The sequence below is a fragment of the Geodermatophilus sp. SYSU D01180 genome (assembly GCF_054050415.1).
Window position 1 is genome coordinate 193,752 of sequence record NZ_JBJGZH010000003.1, and the last position, 17,134, is coordinate 210,885.

The 17,134-nt window shown below is 73.5% G+C and carries 17 protein-coding genes; 4 read left to right on the top strand and 13 right to left on the bottom strand.

All coding sequences use genetic code 11. The features are described 5' to 3' along the window. Nucleotides 1-193: 193 nt before the first annotated feature. From ACI8AA_RS04915 to ACI8AA_RS04930, 4 genes are all read right to left on the bottom strand, one after another. Entirely contained in the window at nt 194-469 is a 276-nt protein-coding gene (locus tag ACI8AA_RS04915) for a type II toxin-antitoxin system RelE family toxin (protein WP_457043397.1), read from the bottom strand. Further along, nucleotides 466-741, bottom strand: a complete 276-nt coding sequence (locus tag ACI8AA_RS04920) for a type II toxin-antitoxin system Phd/YefM family antitoxin (protein WP_457043398.1) — start codon at nt 739-741, stop codon at nt 466-468. Before ACI8AA_RS04920 ends, ACI8AA_RS04915 begins: the two co-directional genes overlap by 4 nt. Nucleotides 742-1,010: 269 nt before the next feature. Then, complete coding sequence (locus tag ACI8AA_RS04925) at nt 1,011-1,301, bottom strand: hypothetical protein (RefSeq protein WP_457043430.1); 291 nt, start codon at nt 1,299-1,301, stop codon at nt 1,011-1,013. 336 nt (nt 1,302-1,637) lie between these two features. Then, complete coding sequence (locus ACI8AA_RS04930) at nt 1,638-2,162, bottom strand: ferritin (protein WP_387993581.1); 525 nt, start codon at nt 2,160-2,162, stop codon at nt 1,638-1,640. A gap of 98 nt (nt 2,163-2,260) precedes the next feature. Here ACI8AA_RS04930 and ACI8AA_RS04935 point away from each other — a divergent pair, with 98 nt between their 5' ends. After that, on the top strand, nt 2,261-2,446 hold the full coding sequence (locus ACI8AA_RS04935; protein WP_110910195.1) for a hypothetical protein: 186 nt from the start codon (nt 2,261-2,263) through the stop codon (nt 2,444-2,446). A 51-nt stretch (nt 2,447-2,497) separates the two neighbouring features. On the opposite strand, the gene ACI8AA_RS04940 is transcribed toward ACI8AA_RS04935, so the two are convergent. The 4 genes from ACI8AA_RS04940 to ACI8AA_RS04955 form a co-directional block, all read right to left on the bottom strand. Beyond that, complete coding sequence (locus ACI8AA_RS04940; protein ID WP_075014997.1) at nt 2,498-2,716, bottom strand: hypothetical protein; 219 nt, start codon at nt 2,714-2,716, stop codon at nt 2,498-2,500. A 1,226-nt stretch (nt 2,717-3,942) separates the two neighbouring features. Next, the gene (locus tag ACI8AA_RS04945) at nt 3,943-4,803 is read right to left on the bottom strand and encodes a sugar phosphate isomerase/epimerase family protein (protein WP_457043399.1); all 861 of its coding nucleotides are present in this window, start codon (nt 4,801-4,803) and stop codon (nt 3,943-3,945) included. Further along, entirely contained in the window at nt 4,800-5,981 is a 1,182-nt protein-coding gene (locus ACI8AA_RS04950) for a dihydrodipicolinate synthase family protein (RefSeq protein WP_457043400.1), read from the bottom strand. Before ACI8AA_RS04950 ends, ACI8AA_RS04945 begins: the two co-directional genes overlap by 4 nt. Further along, nucleotides 5,978-7,135: a Gfo/Idh/MocA family protein gene (locus tag ACI8AA_RS04955; RefSeq protein ID WP_457043401.1), complete on the bottom strand. Its 1,158-nt coding sequence runs from the start codon at nt 7,133-7,135 to the stop codon at nt 5,978-5,980. Before ACI8AA_RS04955 ends, ACI8AA_RS04950 begins: the two co-directional genes overlap by 4 nt. A 145-nt stretch (nt 7,136-7,280) precedes the next feature. Here ACI8AA_RS04955 and ACI8AA_RS04960 point away from each other — a divergent pair, with 145 nt between their 5' ends. Further along, on the top strand, nt 7,281-8,339 hold the full coding sequence (locus ACI8AA_RS04960) for a LacI family DNA-binding transcriptional regulator (RefSeq protein ID WP_457043402.1): 1,059 nt from the start codon (nt 7,281-7,283) through the stop codon (nt 8,337-8,339). Here the strand turns inward: ACI8AA_RS04960 and ACI8AA_RS04965 are convergent. Both ACI8AA_RS04965 and ACI8AA_RS04970 read right to left on the bottom strand, forming a co-directional pair. Further along, nucleotides 8,336-9,355 carry a glycerate kinase gene (locus tag ACI8AA_RS04965; protein WP_457043403.1) on the bottom strand — a complete coding sequence of 340 codons (1,020 nt, stop codon included), beginning with the start codon at nt 9,353-9,355 and terminating at the stop codon, nt 8,336-8,338. The two genes, ACI8AA_RS04960 and ACI8AA_RS04965, sit on opposite strands and share 4 nt — an antisense overlap. Nucleotides 9,356-9,433: 78 nt before the next feature. Beyond that, nucleotides 9,434-10,753 (bottom strand): MFS transporter, encoded by a 1,320-nt coding sequence (locus tag ACI8AA_RS04970; RefSeq protein WP_457043404.1) that lies wholly within the window; start codon nt 10,751-10,753, stop codon nt 9,434-9,436. Nucleotides 10,754-11,124: 371 nt separating this feature from the next. Between ACI8AA_RS04970 and ACI8AA_RS04975 the strand changes: the two genes are divergently transcribed. After that, the gene (locus ACI8AA_RS04975; protein WP_457043405.1) at nt 11,125-12,288 is read left to right on the top strand and encodes a Gfo/Idh/MocA family protein; all 1,164 of its coding nucleotides are present in this window, start codon (nt 11,125-11,127) and stop codon (nt 12,286-12,288) included. Nucleotides 12,289-12,292: 4 nt separating this feature from the next. After that, nucleotides 12,293-13,123 carry a DUF6807 domain-containing protein gene (locus ACI8AA_RS04980; RefSeq protein WP_457043406.1) on the top strand — a complete coding sequence of 277 codons (831 nt, stop codon included), beginning with the start codon at nt 12,293-12,295 and terminating at the stop codon, nt 13,121-13,123. 207 nt (nt 13,124-13,330) lie between these two features. Here the strand turns inward: ACI8AA_RS04980 and ACI8AA_RS04985 are convergent, their stop codons facing one another. From ACI8AA_RS04985 to ACI8AA_RS04995, 3 genes are read right to left on the bottom strand one after another with little or no spacing between them, the layout of a single operon-like run. Continuing rightward, the gene (locus ACI8AA_RS04985; protein WP_457043407.1) at nt 13,331-14,404 is read right to left on the bottom strand and encodes a DNA polymerase domain-containing protein; all 1,074 of its coding nucleotides are present in this window, start codon (nt 14,402-14,404) and stop codon (nt 13,331-13,333) included. Nucleotides 14,405-14,431: 27 nt separating this feature from the next. Then, complete coding sequence (locus ACI8AA_RS04990) at nt 14,432-15,997, bottom strand: alpha/beta hydrolase (RefSeq protein WP_457043408.1); 1,566 nt, start codon at nt 15,995-15,997, stop codon at nt 14,432-14,434. A 49-nt stretch (nt 15,998-16,046) separates the two neighbouring features. Then, nucleotides 16,047-17,117, bottom strand: coding sequence for an ATP-dependent DNA ligase (locus ACI8AA_RS04995; protein WP_457043409.1), 1,071 nt, complete (start codon nt 17,115-17,117; stop codon nt 16,047-16,049). Between the last annotated feature and the right edge of the window lie 17 nt (nt 17,118-17,134).

The window sequence follows — 17,134 nt, forward strand, 5'->3', positions numbered from 1 at the left end:
GTGCCGGGATCGGGCGTTCTCGTCGGCCGGCTTCCGTGCCCGCGACGGCTGCACCCGCGTCGGCTCGCCCGGCATCTTCGGGGAGCGAAACCCGAAAGCGCTGTTCAGACCGGCAACACCGCAGGTCGGCGTCGAGCGTCAATGGGTGGGTTACCGGGCGAATTGTCGCGTCCGGACCGGCACGGAGTATCGGTCAGCCGTAGACGTCGGCGCGGTGCGAGATGCGTACGACCCTGACCAGGACCTCGTCCTCGTGGATCGAGTAGACGACGCGGTACTGGCCCCGTCGCGCGGACCAGTAGCCCTCGAGATCGAACCGCAGCGGCTTCCCGACGCGGTACGGGTCCGCAGCCAGCGGCCCGTAGAGGAAGTCGACGACCGCGACAGCCATCCGCTCGGGGAGGTCGCGCTCGATGGCCCGCTTGGCCGCCGCCGAGAGGACGACGGTGTGGCGACGAGGGCCGCTCACCGCCGGCGGGCCGCGAGTGCGGCCCGCACCTCGGCCTCGCCGTAGACCTCTCCGGCGGCCATCGCCTCCTCGGCCTGCCTGATCTCCGAGCGTGCTCGGGGATCGGAGAGGACCTCCAGCGTCTCCATCAGCGACTCGTAGTCCTCGACGGCGAGGATGACCGCGACCGGGCTGCCGTTCCGGGTGACCGTGACGCGCTCGTGCGTGCCGGCAACCTCGTCGATCACCTGGCTGAAGTGCGCCTTGACCGTCGCCAGCGACTGCGTCGTCATGACCTCAATTGTGGTCAGCTGGCCAGCTCTGGTCAAGGAGCGCGGCCGGGGTCGCCAGGGGATGCGGTGTGGCTTCACGCGCCCTCGTGGGCGAGGCGAAGTGCCGTAAAGGGTCACCGCCGACGGAGGGCGACGCGTTCTGCGTCGTGGCCGGGATCGGTTGAGGCCGCCATCCGGCAGCCGAGACGCGCCCCAGTCCACCCAACGGCGGGCACCTGACAGGTCACACGGAGGGTAGGCGCCGAAGGGCGAGGTGCCGATCTGCTCCTCTACGGCGCGCATGGCCGGCGGGTCGATCCTGGCCGTGCCGCCAAGGGTCCGTCGAGGTCGAGGATCACGAACAGCGACGCCGTGGAGATGAGCGCGGGGACGCCGAGAAGAGTCCACCGCAGGCTCGGGCGGATGTCGCGGCCGGCGAGCGCGGCCGTGGACACGACGGGGATGGCGACGCAGCAAATCAGGAGCGCCGTCGCGATGGCCGGCACCGATGGCGCGGCCTCGGCGAGACGGTCCGACCGCGCTGTGACGCGGCCGCGCTCGGCGGCTACGACCTGGGCCACCAGGGTCTCGCTGATGCCGGCCTGCTGCGCGACCGCGACCCGCGCATCGGCGTCACTGGAGATCGACGACGTGTGGCGAGTCGCCTCGAGCGAAGCCCACCCCGGCCGTGCGACGGCGCGGGCATGGCAGCTCAGCAGGCCGCCGAGGTCGGGACCGGTCGGCGACGCGGAGGAGCGCCGCCCCTACGGCTTCCGTCGCCACGGCGCCGGCCTCGTCGTCGGCGGCGTCGTGGTGTCCTCGTACGACGAGGACGTCTGCACGAGGACGAACGCCGGCACGAGTGCGACGAGGATGCGTACCGGGGCCAACCGGTCGGTCAGCGGGATGTCCTCGGCTCAGGCCCCTGCCACCGGTGGTGCGGTGGGGTCGGCCGCCTCGGTCGTGACTTCCCGGAGCACGTAGTCCTCGATGGTCTCCAGGTCGTGGGTGGAGCGTTTCACGATCGTGAGCAGGTCGCTCATCTTGCTGACCTCCTCGATCTGCTCCTTGATGAACCACTGCATGAACTGGTCGGAGGCGAAGTCGTTCTCCCGCCGCGCGATCCCGATCAGCGCGCCGATCTGCTCGGTGACCCGCTTCTCCTGCTCCAGCGCCAGGGCGACCGGCGCGACGACGTCGGGGAACTCGTTGACCGGGGCCGCGACGGCGGGGATGCGCACCGGCGCGTCGGAGTCGAGCAGGTAGCGGACCATCATCATGGCGTGCTGCCGCTCCTCGAGCGCCTGGTCGAAGAAGAGCTGCGCCGTCCGGGGCATGGTCAGCTGGTCGAAGTACACCGCGCAGGAGACGTACTGCTGGTGCGCGGCGAACTCGTTGCCGATCTGCGTGTTCAGCAGCTCGACGAAGGCGGGGGCGGCCATCGGGACTCCCGGACGTGTGCGGTGGCGGTCACCGGACGTTAACCGGTGACCCTCCGGTGCCCGTGGATCACCCGCAAAGGGAAGGCTAGCCTCACCCGGTGGCCAAGTCGGCGGGCATGCCCAAGAAGAAGTGTTGCCAGGACAGGCCGCGCTGCAAGCGGTGTCCCCTCCGCGCCCTCGCCGAGGGGACGCTCCCGCCGGGCTACACGGTCAAGAAGCGCCGCCTGGTCAAGCTGGACAAGGCCGACAAGGTGCTCGCCAAGAGCAGTCGGAAGGCTGCCTGATCCCTCCCTCCCCACCGCGCCGCCGGGTGGCGGTCAGCCGGCCGTGCGTGGTCACGGGCCCGTGTCAGCGCTGATGCGGGCCGCGGCCGCCGGGATCCAGTCGTGACCGGCATCGAGTCCCTCGGCGGTAGCTGCGGCGCGCAGGGTCGCTGCCGCCGTCTCGGGTGGCTGGCCCATCGCTCGATCTCTTGCCAGTTCGTACACGGCGAGCGCCTTCAGGCGCTGCTCGAGCGGTAGGCCCGCCAGCAGGCTTCTCCAGTCGTCCTCCACCGTGAGGTCGTGCCCTCTGACACGCGGACCATGCCGGTCGTTCGGTCAGGATCACTCGCGAGGAGGGGAGCCGATGGTCCCGTCCTCGGGAGCGCTGACGGCCTTCACCATCGACCGGGTCAGCAGGCCGGCCGCGACAGCCGCGGCAGCCGCGATCGCGGACCGGAGCAGACGGTCTCTGACATCCATGGCGACCTCCGGAGGGAGAGGTGTGCGACGGAGCGACGGGGGAGTACGCGAGCAGCACCGGAGGACGGGGGTTGCCTGTCGAGTGAGCGCTGCGCTTCGCTTTGCGTCGAGCCCCGGATCACTCGTTTGCACTGGCAGGCCGCCTGGCGCGGCTGGGCTGAACCCGCATCGGCTCTCCCGGCATCTTCGGGGAGCGAAACCCGAAAGCGCTGTTCAGAGCGGCAAAAGCCCAGGTCGCTCGTGAGCAAGAGTGGGTGGGTCATCAGGCGAGATCTCGCGCCCGAGATCGCGCAGTGATACCACCGTCCGCGCCACCGCAAGCACCCGTCACGGTAGTGGCGCCGACTGTCGACCAGCGCCTCAGCTGGCCGCCGTCGGCCACCGCGGGGGAGGAGTGATGAGGGCGGGTCCGTCTACCGGGCTGGTCCTCGTGCGGCCGGCTCGATCGTCCCACCTCGGATGTGCCGTCCGACGCCTTCCGTCGTGCCTGCGCCGAACGGAGTGCGAGGCGGGCGAAGTAGGCCTTGCGGACATGACCCGCTCACCGTGCCCGCTCTTCGGTGACAGCCCGCCGTCGGGGTCGAAATGGCGCTCGAAGCGGGCGCATCTCCAGTTCTCCTGCGGCGAGGCGGGTCCTGTCCGCATCCGGCTGACGCGAGGGGATCCCGGCGCTCCTGTCCTCCTGCAGTTGGCCTCCGCGCCCTGTTCCTGCCGGTGACATCGCCACTGCAGGACGACTGGAGACCATGAGCGGCGCTGAGGGCTGAGCATCCCGAGGACGACGAGTGCTCGGTAGCCGCGCCGCCTCGGGTGCTCACCACAGGTGGTGGAGGCGACTCGCGGACGACCAGTCACGCGTTCGTCCACCCCTCGAGCTCGCCTTCCCATCGCAGTCGCGGCGTTGACGCTCGCGCTCTCGACGGCGCGCGCTGGTCGGCTCCGTCCTTCCTCGCCATGCCATCGATGTCTGCGGCAGTCTCCGTCAACCCGTCACCACGACTGCCGGGACGCCGAGTGGGCCGCTTCGTCCGATCGGCTCAGGTCCGGACACCCGCCGCGGCGGCGAAGGCGGCGGCCGTCCGGACCGCCACGTCGAGCGGGTCGGTCTCCCACAGGGTCCGGTCGAACACCTCGACCTCGACGTCCCCCCGGTAGCCGGCCTCCTCCACCAGGGCGCTGACGGTCGGCAGGTCGACGTGCCCGTCCCCGGGCAGGCCGCGGGAGAGCAGCACGTCGGGCCCGAGCGGGGTGACCCAGTCGGCGACCTGGTAGCTCGCGATCCGGCCGCCGTGGCCGGCCCGGGCGACCTGCGCGGGCAGGTCCGGGTCCCACCACACGTGGTAGGTGTCGACGACGACGCCGACGGCCTCGGCCGGGAACTGCTCGGCGACGTCGAGGGCCTGGCCGAGGGTGGAGACGACCCCCCGGTCGGCGGCGAACACCGGGTGCATCGGCTCGACCGCCAGCACCACCCCGGCCGCCCGGGCGTCGTCGACGAGCTCGCCGATCGCGTCGCGGGCCCGCTCCCGAGCGCCGGGCAGGTCCCGGTCGCCGTCGGGAAGACCGCCGGGAACGAGGACCAGCACCGGCGCCGAGCCCGGCGCGCCGGCCGCGGCCAGCGCGGCCGTCTCCTCGATCGCCCGGCGGTTCTCGTCGAGGGCCGCTGCACGGTCGGCACCGGGGGCCTGGGTGAAGAACCCGCCGCGGCACAGCGTCGAGACCCGCAGCCCCGACTCGGTGACCAGCGCGCACGCCTTCTCCAGGCCCACCTCGGCGACCGGCTCACGCCAGAGCCCGATCGCGCCGATCCCGGCGTCCCGGGTGACGGCGAGGGCGTCGACGAGCGGCGCGTACTTGACCGTCGCCTGGTTCAGGGACAGCCGCGGGTGCGCGCTCACGCCACGGCCTCCAGGGTCGGGACCTCGACGCCGGACACCGCCAGCAGGCCGTTCCACCGGCGGGACGCGAGGTCCGGGTCCTCCAGGGCGCCGGCCGCGTCGGCGAGCCGCACCACCTCCGACAGGTGCGGCAGGCTGCGCGCGCTGTGCAGTCCGCCGACCATGCTGAAGGCCGGCTGGTGGCCGTTGAGCCAGGACAGGAACGCGATGCCGGTCTTGTAGTACGCCGTCGGGGCCGCGAACACCTGCCGCGACAGCGCCTCGGTGGGCTCCAGCAGTCGCCGGTAGCCGGCGGGGTCGCCCTCGTCGAGGGCCGCGATCGCCGACGCCGCTACCGGGCCGATCGCCGCGAACGCGCCGAGCAGGGCGTGCGAGGAGCGCTCGCCGTCGCCGGCGATCAGGTCGACGTAGTGGAAGTCGTCGCCGGTGTACATCTCCACCCCCGCCGGCAGCCGGCGCCGGAGCGCGACCTCGGCACCGGCGTCGAGCAGGCTCATCTTGATCCCGCGGACGCGGTCGGCGTCCCGCTCGACGACTCGCACCACGACGTCGGCGGCCGCGCCCGTCTCGGTGGAGCCGAAGTAGCCGCGCAGCTGCGGATCGAAGGCCTCGCCGAGCCAGTGCAGCAGCACCGGGCGGCCGGCCCGGGCGATCACCTCGGAGTAGACCCGCTCGTAGTCGGCTGGGCCCTCGGCCGCCCGGGCGAGGTGGCGGCTGGCCATGAGCACGACCCCTGCGCCGGCGTCCTCGGCGTTGTGCAGCTGCTCGACGTAGGCGTCGACCACCCGGGACAGCGGGACGACCTCGTCGGCGAGGTGGTCGGTGTTGACACCGACCACCAGCGCGCCGCCCACCGACCGCGCCTCGGCCGCACTGCGCCGGACGAGCTCGCGCGTGGCGGCGGGGTCCAGGCCCATGTTGCGCTGCGCGGTGTCCATGGCGTCGGCGACGCCGAGGCCCCAGGACCACAGGTGGTGGCGGAAGGCAAGGGTGGCATCCCAGTCGACGTCGGCCGGCGCGCCGGGCACGTTCTCCCCGGGGACCCGCGGGACGACGTGCGCCGCGGCATAGGCGGTCCGCGACCGCAGGGGACCGGACGGGCGGCGCACCGCGGCCGGTTCCCCGAGCGGCAGCAGCCGGGTGCGCCCGTCGGCGCCGAGCAGGACGGCGGTGCTCATCGGGCCGGCACCCCCGTCTCGATCGCCACGCGGCGGCCAGTCGCGGAGCTCTCCAGCCCCGCCTCGGCCAGCCGCACCCCGCGGGCCCCGGAGGCGAAGTCGTAGGGGTGCGGCCCGTCCTCCACCACGTGCCGGACGAACTGCTCCCACTGCATCTTGAAGCCGTTCTCGACCGGGTCGTTGTCGGGCACCTCCAGCCAGCCGGCCCGGTAGTCCCGGCCGTCGGGGACGTCGGGGTTCCACACCGGCCGCGGCGTGGCGTTGCGCGGCTGGATGCGGCAGCCGAACAGGCCGGCGACCGCGCTGCCGTGCGTCCCGTCGACCTGGAACTCGACCAGCTCGTCGCGGTCGACCCGCACTGCCCAGCTGGAGTTGATCTGCGCGACCACGCCGCCCTCGAGCTCGAAGACCCCGTACGCGGCGTCGTCGGCGGTGGCCGCGTAGGGCTCGCCGCGCTCGTCGACCCGGCTGGTGATGTGCGTGACCGCCTTCGCGTAGACCGACTCCACGCGGCCGAACAAGTCCTCCAACACGTAGTTCCAGTGCGGGAACATGTCGACGACGATGCCGCCGCCGTCCTCGGCCCGGTAGTTCCAGCTCGGCCGCTGCGCCTCCTGCCAGCCGCCCTCGAACACCCAGTAACCGAACTCGCCGCGCACGGACAGGACCTGCCCGAAGAACCCGGAGTCGATCAGCCGCTTGAGCTTGAGCAGCCCGGGGAGGAAGAGCTTGTCGTGGACGACGCCGTTCTTGACCCCGGCCGCCGCGGCCAGCTCGGCCAGCTCCAGCGCGTCGCGGTGGGTCTCGGCGGTGGGCTTCTCGGTGTAGACGTCCTTGCCGGCGGCGATGGCGCGCTTGATGGCCGCGACCCGGGCAGAGGTGATCTGGAAGTCGGCGTAGACCCGCCACCGGTCGTCGGCCAGCGCGGCGTCGAGGTCGGTGGTCCAGTCCGCGATGCCGTGCCGCTCGGCCAGCTCCTGGAGCGCGGCGGCTCGCCGGCCCACGAGCAGCGGCTCGACCTGCACCCGCTCGCCGGTGGACAGCAGGACGCCGCCCTGGTCACGGATCGCCAGGATCGACCGGAGCAGGTGCTGCCGGTAGCCCATGCGCCCCGTGACGCCGTTCATGATGATGCCGAGCGGGGGAGTACCCATCGCCGTCTCCTCGCGGTTGGAAAGCGCTTACCAAGAGCGTAGGTGCGGGGTGTGACGCGGGCAACCCCTTGGCGTCGCTACCGCGCGTTCCGTTCCCTCAGTCCGGGGGACGTAGCGGGTCCGTGTGGGCGGATAGGCTCCGCTCGTGCAGCCTCCGGCCGACCCCCGCGCCCGCCGGGCCCCGGGCGCGGTGACCCTGCGGGACGTCGCCGAGCGCGCCGGCGTGTCCCTGGCAACCGCTTCCCGCGTCCTCAACGGGAGCGACCGGGTGGTGAACCCGGAACTGGCCGCCCGCGTCGGGCAGGCCGCCGCCGAGCTGCGCTACGTCTCCAACGGCCCCGCCCAGGCGCTGGCGCGCGCCCGCACCAACGTCGTCGGCCTCGTGGTGCACGAGGTGGACGACCCCTACTTCGCCTCGATCGCGGCGGGCGCGATGCGCGTCGCCACCGAGCACGGGCTGCTCACCATGCTGGCGAGCACCTTCCGCGACCCCGGGCGCGAGGTCGAGTACGTCCAGCGGTTCCAGGCCCAGCGGGTGCGCGCCGTCCTGCTGGCCGGCAGCGGCCGTCTCGACGGCGGGTCGGAGCTGGAGCGGGCGCTCGAGGAGTTCCGCGAGGGCGGCGGGCGCGTCGCGCTGGTGAGCGAGCGCGGTCTGCCCTTCGACACCGTGCTGCCGGCCAACAGCCGCGGTGCGGCGCAGGTCGCGCGGCTGCTGCACGACCTCGGGCACCGGGACGTCGGCGTGCTCACCGGACCGGCAGACCTCCGGACCGTCTCCGACCGGCTCACCGGCTTCCTCGACGCGTGGGCCGGCCTCGGGCGCGACCGGGGCGCGGTCGCGCTCGCCGAAGGTGACTTCTCCCGCGGCGGCGGGCACTCGGCCGCGCTCGCCCTGTTCGAGCAGAACCCGCACCTGACCGCCGTCTTCGCCTTGAACGACCTGATGGCGGTGGGTGCGCTCAGCGCCCTGCAGAACGATCTCGGCCGGCGCGTCCCCCAGGACGTGTCGGTGGTGGGGTTCGACGACCTGTGGCTGGCCGCGGACCTGCAACCGGCCCTGACCACCGTGCGGCTGCCGCTGGAGCAGATGGGCGTCCGGGCCATGGAGCTGGTGCTGACCGGTCCCGGGGACACCGCCCGCCGCGTGCACGTGGGCGCCGAGCTGATCCTCCGGGCCAGCACCGGCCCGGCGCGGTCGGGCTAGGGGCGCTCCGGGACGAGCGCGTCCGCCCGGAGGGCCAGGCGGTCGCGGGCCGCGGTGCGCAGGCAGGACAGCGTCTCGCCCATGGCCCGGTCCTCCCCGAAGGTGGCGACGAGGTCGATCACCCGGCCGCCGGGCGGCGCGACGAGCGCCCGGCCCACCACGGCCGCCCAGGGGACGCCCGCCTCCCGCGCCAGCGCGGCGACGCCGCCGACGACCTTCCCCTCGAAGGACTGCTCGTCGAGCATCCCCTCGCCGGTGACGACCAGGTCGGCCGCCGCCACGGAGGCGCGGAGCCCGACCGCGTCGCCGACCACGTCGAACCCGGGGACCAGGGGCGCGCCCAGGGCCGCCAGTCCGCCCGCGAGGCCGCCCGCGGCACCGGAGCCCGGGAGGCCCGACACGTCGACCCCGTACCGGTGCCGGTACTCCTGCGCGAGGACGCGCAGCCGGCCGGTCAGCCGCCGCACCAGCTCCGGTGTCGCGCCCTTCTGCGGGCCGAACAGCCGCGGAGCGTCGAGGAACGTCGTCGCGACGTCACAGGCGACCTGCACGGTCCAGCCGCGGCTGCCGTCCAGCGGCGCCAGCCCCTGGAGTGCCTCCACGGCGCCGAGCCCGCCGTCGGTGCAGGCCGATCCGCCCACGCCGACGACGACCCGCCGCGCCCCGGCGCGCACCGCCTCGGCGACCAGCTCACCGGTGCCGCGGCTGGTGGCGGCCCAGGGGTCGTTGCCCTCCCGGCCACCCGCCAGGAGCAGCCCGGAGGCGCGCGCGGTCTCCACCACCGCGTCTCCGCCGTCCAGGCGCCACGCCGCCTCTACCGGGGTGCCGAGCGGTCCGGTGACCGTGCTCGTGCGCGTGGCGCCGCCCAGGGCCTCCAGGACGCCCTCGCCACCGTCCGCGAGCGGGACGACGACGGCCCGGTGCCCGGCCTCCGCCACGCCCGCGGCCAGCGCCTCGGCCGCCTCGACGGCGGTGGCCGTGCCGCGGAACTTGTCGGGAGCGATCACGATGCGCACGCGCGCCTCCTGGGGGACAGCGCGGCTGCCCGCCCCCGGTGGGGACGGGCAGCCGCGGATCGGGGTCGGACGTCGGGGTCAGGCCGCGCCGGCCCGCACGCGGTCGAGCTCCTGTGGCTCGATCCGGCTCCGCTCGGGCTGCTCGAGGTCGCGCAGGTCCAGGCGGGAGGTCTCCGGCGTGGTCCAGGCGGCGACGGCCGAGACGATGCACAGCAGGAGGGTCGCCCCGCCGATGACCAGCGGCACGTTCGTCCCGGGCGGCGCGACCAGCGTGAACAGCGACGGCAGGAGGGCCACGAGCAGCAGGCCGACGTTCTGCGAGACCGCGAAGCCGGTGACCCGGTGCCGGGTGGGGAACAGCTCCTGGAAGTAGCTGGCGAAGGTGGCGTTCCACACCTGGTAGAGCACGCCGAACATCAGGATGGCCAGCACGATCGTCAGCACGACGTTGCTCTGGCTGACGGCGTACAGGTAGCCGAAGGACAGCGCGCCGGCGCCGAGCGGGCCGGCGATCATCAGCGGGCGGCGGCCGATCCGGTCGGACAGCTTCCCGAAGAAGGGGATCAGCGCCACGGCGACGACGTTGGCCGCGAGCGGCAGCCACAGGTACGTCGCCGGGCTCATCCCGATGCCGTACGCCGGCTGGGTGGCGTAGGCCGCGCCGAAGACGACGGCGGTGGTCCCGACGACGTTGGCCAGGGCCATGAGCACGCAGCGGACGATCGTGCCGCCGCTCTGGCGGACCACCTGCAGCACCGGGGCCTTGGGCACCTCGTTCTTCGCGGCCTCCTCCAGGAAGGCAGGCGTCTCCGCGACCCGGCGCCGGATGAGGTAGCCGGCCACGATGACGAAGAAGCTGAGCAGGAACGGAATGCGCCAGCCCCAGGTCTGGAAGGCCGACTCCGACAGGAACGCGGACAGGGGGATGAAGCTCGCGGCGGCGAGGATGGCGCCGGCCTGCGTGCCCTGCAGGCTGAAGCTCGCGTAGAAGCCGCGACGGTCGGCGGGGGCGTGCTCGACGATCATCGCGCTCGCGCCGCCGAGCTCCCCGGCCACGGCGAAACCCTGGACCAGCCGCAGCAGCACCAGCAGCGCAGGCGCGAGGACGCCGATCTGGCCGTAGGTCGGCAGGAGGCCGACGGCCAGCGTGGACACGCCCATCAGCATCATGGCGAGGACGAGGACGTTCTTGCGGCCGTGCCGGTCGCCCCAGTTCCCGAGGACGAAGGCGCCCAGCGGCCGGGCGACGTAGCCCACGGCATAGGTGGCCAGCGAGGCGATGAGCGCCACCGTCGGGTCCTCGGACGGGAAGAACACGGCGGGGAAGACCAGCGCCGAGGCCTGGGCGTAGATGACGAAGTCGTAGTACTCGAGCGTGCTGCCGATCCAGCCGCTCACCGCGGCCTTCCTCGACATCGCGCGGGCTTCCGCTCCCTGGCCCGGAGGCCGGGCCCCGCGCACATCCTCCTGCATGACGCCTCCTGCGAGTCCTCGGTGACGATCGACGGTGCGTACTGCTCGCCGAGGCGCTGCCACTCGGTAAGCGCTTACCAGAGCAGCACGGTGTGACCCACCTGTCAATAGCCGATTGTCGTCCGCGTCACAGTGGCGGCACGCCGCCCATGCGCACCTCGCCCACGCGCCGCTGGGCATGGAGACCCACGCCATCCGGTGGTCGGTGAGGACGTCGGCAAGCGGTTTCCAAAGTGGGCCCCGTCACGCTACGGTCGGCGCACGCGCAGAGCAGGCCGCCCAGGGAGGACGCCAGCATGGTCACGTCCGGTCCGGTCCCCGTCGTGCTGGTCGGCGTGCACGGGCACGGCGAGTGGCACCTCCGGAACGTCGACCGGCTCGTCCGGGCCGACGTCCCGGTCCGGCTGGCCGGGATCTGCGACCCGCGGCCGCTCACCCCGCAGCAGCGCGCCCTCGCCGGCGACGTCCGGGTGTCGGCGCGGCTGGACGAGCTGCTCGACGCCGTCCGGCCGCAGGTCACGATCGTCAGCACCCCTATTCACACCCACTCCGACCTGACGATCGCCGCGGCGACCGCCGGGTCCCACGTCCTGCTCGAGAAGCCGCCAACACCCACGCTCGCCGGGTTCGAGCACCTCCTCGGCGTCATCGGCGACACCGGGCGCGCCTGTCAGGTCGGGTTCCAGAGCCTGGGCTCGCACGCGCTGCCGGCCGTCCGGGCCCTGGTGGCCGACGGCGCGATCGGCGAGGTGCTGGGTATGGGCGCCGCCGGCGCGTGGCAGCGCGACGCGTCCTACTACGCCCGTGCGCCGTGGGCGGGACGCCGCAGCCTCGACGGCGTCCCCGTCGTCGACGGTGCGCTGACCAACCCGTTCGCCCACGCCACCGCCACGGCTCTCGCCCTGGACGGCGCCGCGGGGGAGCAGGGGGTGGTGGACGTGCAGGCGGAGCTGCTCCGGGCGAACCCGATCGAGGCTGACGACACGTCGTCGCTGCGGTTGATCACCGTCCGCGGGACCACCGTCACCGTGGCCGTCACCCTGGCAGCCGACGAGGAGGTGGAGCCGTACGTCGTCGTGCACGGCACCCGTGGCCGCATCGTGCTGCACTACCGGTTCGGGCGGGTGCGCCTGGAGCGCGGCGGCCGGACCGAGGTCCGCGAGTACGGGGCCACGGACCTGCTGGAGAACCTCGCCGCGCATGTGCTCGATCCCGTCGTCCCGCTGGTCGTGCCGCTGACGAGCACCCGCGCGTTCATGCAGGTGGTCGAGGCGGTGCGGCTCGCGCCGGACCCGGTCGAGATCCCGCCCGGCCACAGCCGGGTGGACGCGACGGGTGCGTCCCCCCGGCACGTGGTCCCCGGGAGCGCGGCCGCGGTGGTGCGCTCCGCCGACGAGCTGGCGCTGCTGTCCGAGCTCGACCTGCCCTGGACACGGGCGGTCGCGACCGTCCGGAGCTGAGGGAGTGCTCGCCAGCCTGAGCGTCGGCGGCCGCTGCGTCGCGGAGTACGTGGACGGGAGCGCGCTGGACCCGGTCCTCGTTCCCCGGCCGTACCTGCACCCGGTCCGGACCCTCGGCGGCCGGCCGGTCACCGACGCACAGCCCGCCGACCACCGCTGGCACCTCGGGGTGTCCGTCGCCGTGCCGGACGTCGACGGCTCGAACCTGTGGGGCGGGCCGACGTACCTGCGCGACCGCGGTTACACCTGGCGGGAGGACCACGGCCGGATCGAGCACGCCGGGTTCGCCGCGCTCCACCCCGGCCGGATCGAGGAGCGGCTGCGCTGGCTCGTCGCGGGCGGGGAGGCGGTGCTCGCCGAGCAGCGCCGGCTGGAGGCGCGGCCGGCCGAGCACGGGTGGGAGCTCTCGCTCTCGACGACGCTGACCAACGAGTGCGGCCGGCCGGTCGCACTCGGCAGCCCGGCGACCAACGGCCGTGCGGGAGCCGGGTACGGCGGACTGTTCTGGCGCCTGCCGCCGGCCGGCGAGCCGGTCGTGCGCACGGAATCCGCCGAGGGGGAGGAGGCCGTGCACGGCTCGGTGGGCGCCTGGCTGGCGTGGAGCGACCCGGTCGCCGGGTTCACGCTCGTGCTGGTGGGCGCCGATCCGGCGACCCGGGCGGACCCGTGGTTCGTCCGGGTGCGGGAGTACCCCGGCATCGGCTGGCAGATGGCCGCGCGCGAGCCGCTCGTGCTGCCCGCCGGGGCGGTGGTCACCCGTGGGTTCCGGGCCCTGGTCGCCGATGGCGCACTCGGCGACGACGCCATCGCACGGTGGGCGACCAAGGCGTCCTGACAGGTGGCGCACACTGCCGAATCCTGCGCCGGCAGGACGGTCAGCCAGCGGAAGGAGCAGCGGACGCTCCAGCCGCTGAGCTCGATGGGCCATGGTGCTCCGACAACGGCCACGGGCGCCCGGGAGGGTCGCCGGAGAAGTACGCCGGATCCTCCGCAGGACGCGGGTTGTCCGTGGAGTGAGCGCTGTGCTAGGTCCTCGTCGGTCTCACGATGACGCGTTCTCGCTGGTAGGCCGCCTGGCGCGGCTGGGCTGGACCCGCATCGGCTCGCCCGGCATCTTCGGGTAGTCAGGCGGGTAGGGCAGGTCGCCCAGCCCCTGGTCGGCCGCCTGTCGCTCGGCGAGCTCGAGCAGCGGCTCGATGGAGTAGGCGTGCCCGGCCAGCCCGGCGTGCTTGTCACCGACCGCCCGGAAGCGCTCCGGCATGGTCAGCACGGTGAAGTCGAACGGCGAGACGTCGGGCAGCTCGTCCCAGTCCAGCGGGGCGCTCACCGGCGCGTGCGGCTTGGGCCGGATGGAGTAGGCGCTCGCGATCGTGCGGTCCCGGGCCATCTGGTTGTAGTCGATGAAGATCTTCTCGCCGCGCTCCTCCTTCCACCACGACATCGTCACGCGGTCGGGCAGCCGGCGCTCCAGCTCACGGCCGAACGCGATCACCGCGCGGCGCACGTCGGTGAACGTCCAGCGCGGCTGGATCGGCACGTACACGTGCACCCCGCGGCCGCCGGAGGTCTTCGGCCAGCCCTCCATGCCCAGCTCGTGCAGCAGCTCCCGCACGTGCGGCGCCACCCACACGGCGTCGGCGAAGTCGGTGCCCGGCTGCGGGTCCAGGTCGATGCGGATCTGGTTGGGCGACTCGACGTCGGTCCGGTCCACCGGCCACGGGTGGAAGGTGAGCGTGCCGAGGTTGGCGCACCACGCGACGACGGCGACCGAGTCCGGCGCGATCTCGTCGGCGGCCCGCCCGCTGGGGAAGGTGATGTGCGCCGTCGGCACCCAGTCGGGCGCGTTCTTGGGCACCCGCTTCTGGTAGAAGGCGTCGCCGGTGTTGTCCATCCGGGTCGACAGCCGGGCGCCCTCGAACACGCCGCCGGGCCAGCGTTCCAGGGTCGTCGGCCGGTCCCGCAGGGCGAACAGGATGCCCTCGCCGACGCTGACGAAGTACTCGACGACGTCGATCTTCCGGATGCCGCGCTCGGCGAAGTACGGCTTCTCCGGGTTGGAGACCCGCACCTCGTGCCCGTCGACGGTCAGCGTGACCGCGTCCTTGCTGCTCGCCATCTGCTCAGCTCCCCGGTCCGGGGCGGCTCAGGCCGGGCACGTCAGCCCGTCCTGGGGCGCCGTGAGGTCGATCAGGTAGGCGTTGACCGCCGCGGTGACGCAGTCGGTCTTCGGGTAGGCGGTGTGCTCCTGGCCCTGCCAGACCAGCAGCGTGCCGGCGGTGAGGTCCTCGGCCATGTCCTCGGCGCCGGGCAGTGGCGTCACCGGGTCCCCGGAGGTGCCGACGACGAGGATCGGCGCGCTGCCCTCGGCGTCCCGCTCGGGCAGCGGCGTGCGCGCGGCGTCCCACACGCCGCAGGTGTAGAGGCCGGAGGCGGCCTTGGCGCCGAACAGCGGGTACCGCTGCGACCACTCCTGAGCCAGTTGCAGCACCTCCTCCTCGGAGAACGTCTCGTCCTCGGGGGTGTCGGCGCAGCTGATCGCGAAGTCGGCGTCGAGCCGGTTGGTGTACGTGCCGTCCTGGAGCCGGCCGGCGGAGGAGTCGGTGATCGAGAAGAGGCCCGCCGCGTCGCCGTTGCGCGCGGCGGCCAGCGCCTGCGAGAGCTGCGGCCACGACCCGGTGTCGTAGAGGGCCGCGGTGACGGCGGTGAGGACGACGCCCGGAGTCGCGGTGCGGGTCTCCCCGGGCCGGCTGCTCGGGATGGGCGTCGTGGCCGCCGCGGTCAGCAGGTCCTGCACGAACGTCCGGGGGTCGCCCCCGATCGGGCACCCGGACACCAGGCCCACGCAGTTGGCGGCGAACGCGTCGAACCCGGCCTCCAGCCCCGCGGCGTGCGCCTCCGCGTCGGCCTGCGGGTCGGCGTCGGGGTCGACCGCGGCGTCGAGCACCATCGCGCGCACGTTCTCCGGGAACAGCTCGGCGTAGGTGGAGCCGAGCGTGGTGCCGTAGGAGTAGCCGAGGTAGGTCAGCTGCTCGTCGCCCAGCGACTCGCGCAGCAGGTCCATGTCGCGCGCGGTGGCGACGGTGTTGAAGGTGCCGAGCGCGTCGCCGTACTCCTCGGCGCAGGCGTCGGCGGCCTCGTCGGTGAGCGCGAGGACCTCGTCCACCTGCTGCTGGGTGGTCGGCCGCGGCTCGGCGGCGACGATGCGGTCCTTGAGCTCGGTGGGGACGCACTCGACCGGCGTGGACAGGCCGACGCCGCGCGGGTCGAAGCCGACCAGGTCGAAGCGGCGCAGCACGTCCTCGGGCAGCGACAGTGCCAGGCTCAGCGCGGCGTCGGCGCCCGAGCTGCCGGGACCGCCCGGGTTCACCAGCAGCGAGCCGATCCGGTCGGTCTGCCCGGCCAGCGTCGCGCGGACGAGGAACAGCGGCAGCGTCGCGCTCCCGGGGTCGTCGTGGTCGATGGGCACCTCGGTGCGGCCGCACTCGAAGGCGAGGTCGCGCTCGCTGCCGGGCGTGCCGGCCACGAGCTCGGTGATCTCCGCGTCGCAGTCGGTCCAGGTGATCGGCGCGGCCTCCGGCTCGGTCGGCGTCGACGAGGCGGCCGCCGAGGAGTCCGCCGAGTCCGAGCCCGAGTCCGAGAAGGAGCTACAGCCGGTGACCGCCAGGAGCAGCCCTGTCGAGGCGGCGAGCAGGCCGCGGCGCAGACGCATGCTCACGACGGTAGGAGGCGCGCCGCGCCGGCCACTCCGCAGGTGCCGGTCACCCGTTGAGCACCTCGGCCAGGTCGTAGCGGACCGGGACCTCGAGCTGGTCGTAGGTGCAGCTGCGCGGCTCGCGGTCGGGCCGCCAGCGGAGGAACTGCCCGGTGTGCCGCAGCCGCCGCCCCTCCAGCTGGTCGTACCTGATCTCGACGACGAGCTCCGGGCGCAGCGGCACCCAGGACAGGTCCTTCTTCGCGTTCCACCGGCTCTGCGCGCCGGGCATCCGGTGCTCGCCGTTCTCCTGCACCTCGGCGTTCGCCCAGTCCTGCCACGGGTGCCCGTCGAGCGCCTGGGCCCGGTAGGGCGCCAGCTCCTCGACCAGCTCGGCCCGCCGCGCCATGGGGAACGACGCCGCGACGCCGACGTGCTGCAGGCCGCCGTCGTCGTAGAGGCCGAGCAGCAGCGAGCCCACGACCGGCCCGCTCTTGTGCCAGCGGAACCCGGCCACCACGCAGTCGGCGGTGCGCACGTGCTTGACCTTGGTCATCAACCGCTGGTCGGGGCCGTAGGGCAGCTCGGCGTCCTTGGCGACGACGCCGTCGAGGCCCGCGCCCTCGAACTCGTCGAACCAGCGCTGCGCGATCGCCGCGTCGCGGGTGACCGCGGTGACGTGCACCCGCTCGTGCCGGCGGTCCAGCACCTCGCGCAGCCGCTGCCGGCGCTGCGCGAACGGCGTCTCCATCAGCGACTCGTCCCCGAGGGCCAGCAGGTCGAAGGCTACGAAGTGCGCCGGCGTCTGCTCGGCCAGCAGGTCGACCCGCGACTTGGCGGGGTGGATGCGCTGGAGCAGCGACTCGAAGTGCAGCCGGTCGCCCTGCGGCACGACGATCTCGCCGTCGACGACGCAGCGCTCGGGCAGGGCCTCCTTGACCGCGGCCACGACCTCGGGGAAGTAGCGCGTCAGCGGACGCTCGTTGCGGCTGCCGAGCTCCACCTCGTCGCCGTCGCGGAAGACGATGCAGCGGAAGCCGTCCCACTTGGGCTCGTAGAACAGCCCGTCCCCGGTGGGCAGCTTCGTCGTTGCCTTGGCCAGCATCGGCTTGACCGGCGGCAGCACGGGCAGGTCCATGCAGGTCAGTCAACCAG

Excerpts from the sequence above, each read along its gene's own strand:
- ACI8AA_RS04920 (WP_457043398.1), bottom strand. The coding sequence starts at position 741 with ATGACGACGCAGTCGCTGGCGACGGTCAAGGCGCACTTCAGCCAGGTG.
- ACI8AA_RS04930 (WP_387993581.1), bottom strand. The coding sequence starts at position 2,162 with ATGGCCGCCCCCGCCTTCGTCGAGCTGCTGAACACGCAGATCGGCAAC.
- ACI8AA_RS04950 (WP_457043400.1), bottom strand. The coding sequence starts at position 5,981 with ATGAGCACCGCCGTCCTGCTCGGCGCCGACGGGCGCACCCGGCTGCTG.
- ACI8AA_RS04955 (WP_457043401.1), bottom strand. The coding sequence starts at position 7,135 with ATGGGTACTCCCCCGCTCGGCATCATCATGAACGGCGTCACGGGGCGC.
- ACI8AA_RS04975 (WP_457043405.1), top strand. The coding sequence starts at position 11,125 with ATGGTCACGTCCGGTCCGGTCCCCGTCGTGCTGGTCGGCGTGCACGGG.
- ACI8AA_RS04985 (WP_457043407.1), bottom strand. The coding sequence starts at position 14,404 with ATGGCGAGCAGCAAGGACGCGGTCACGCTGACCGTCGACGGGCACGAG.
- ACI8AA_RS04990 (WP_457043408.1), bottom strand. The coding sequence starts at position 15,997 with ATGCGTCTGCGCCGCGGCCTGCTCGCCGCCTCGACAGGGCTGCTCCTG.
- ACI8AA_RS04995 (WP_457043409.1), bottom strand. The coding sequence starts at position 17,117 with ATGGACCTGCCCGTGCTGCCGCCGGTCAAGCCGATGCTGGCCAAGGCA.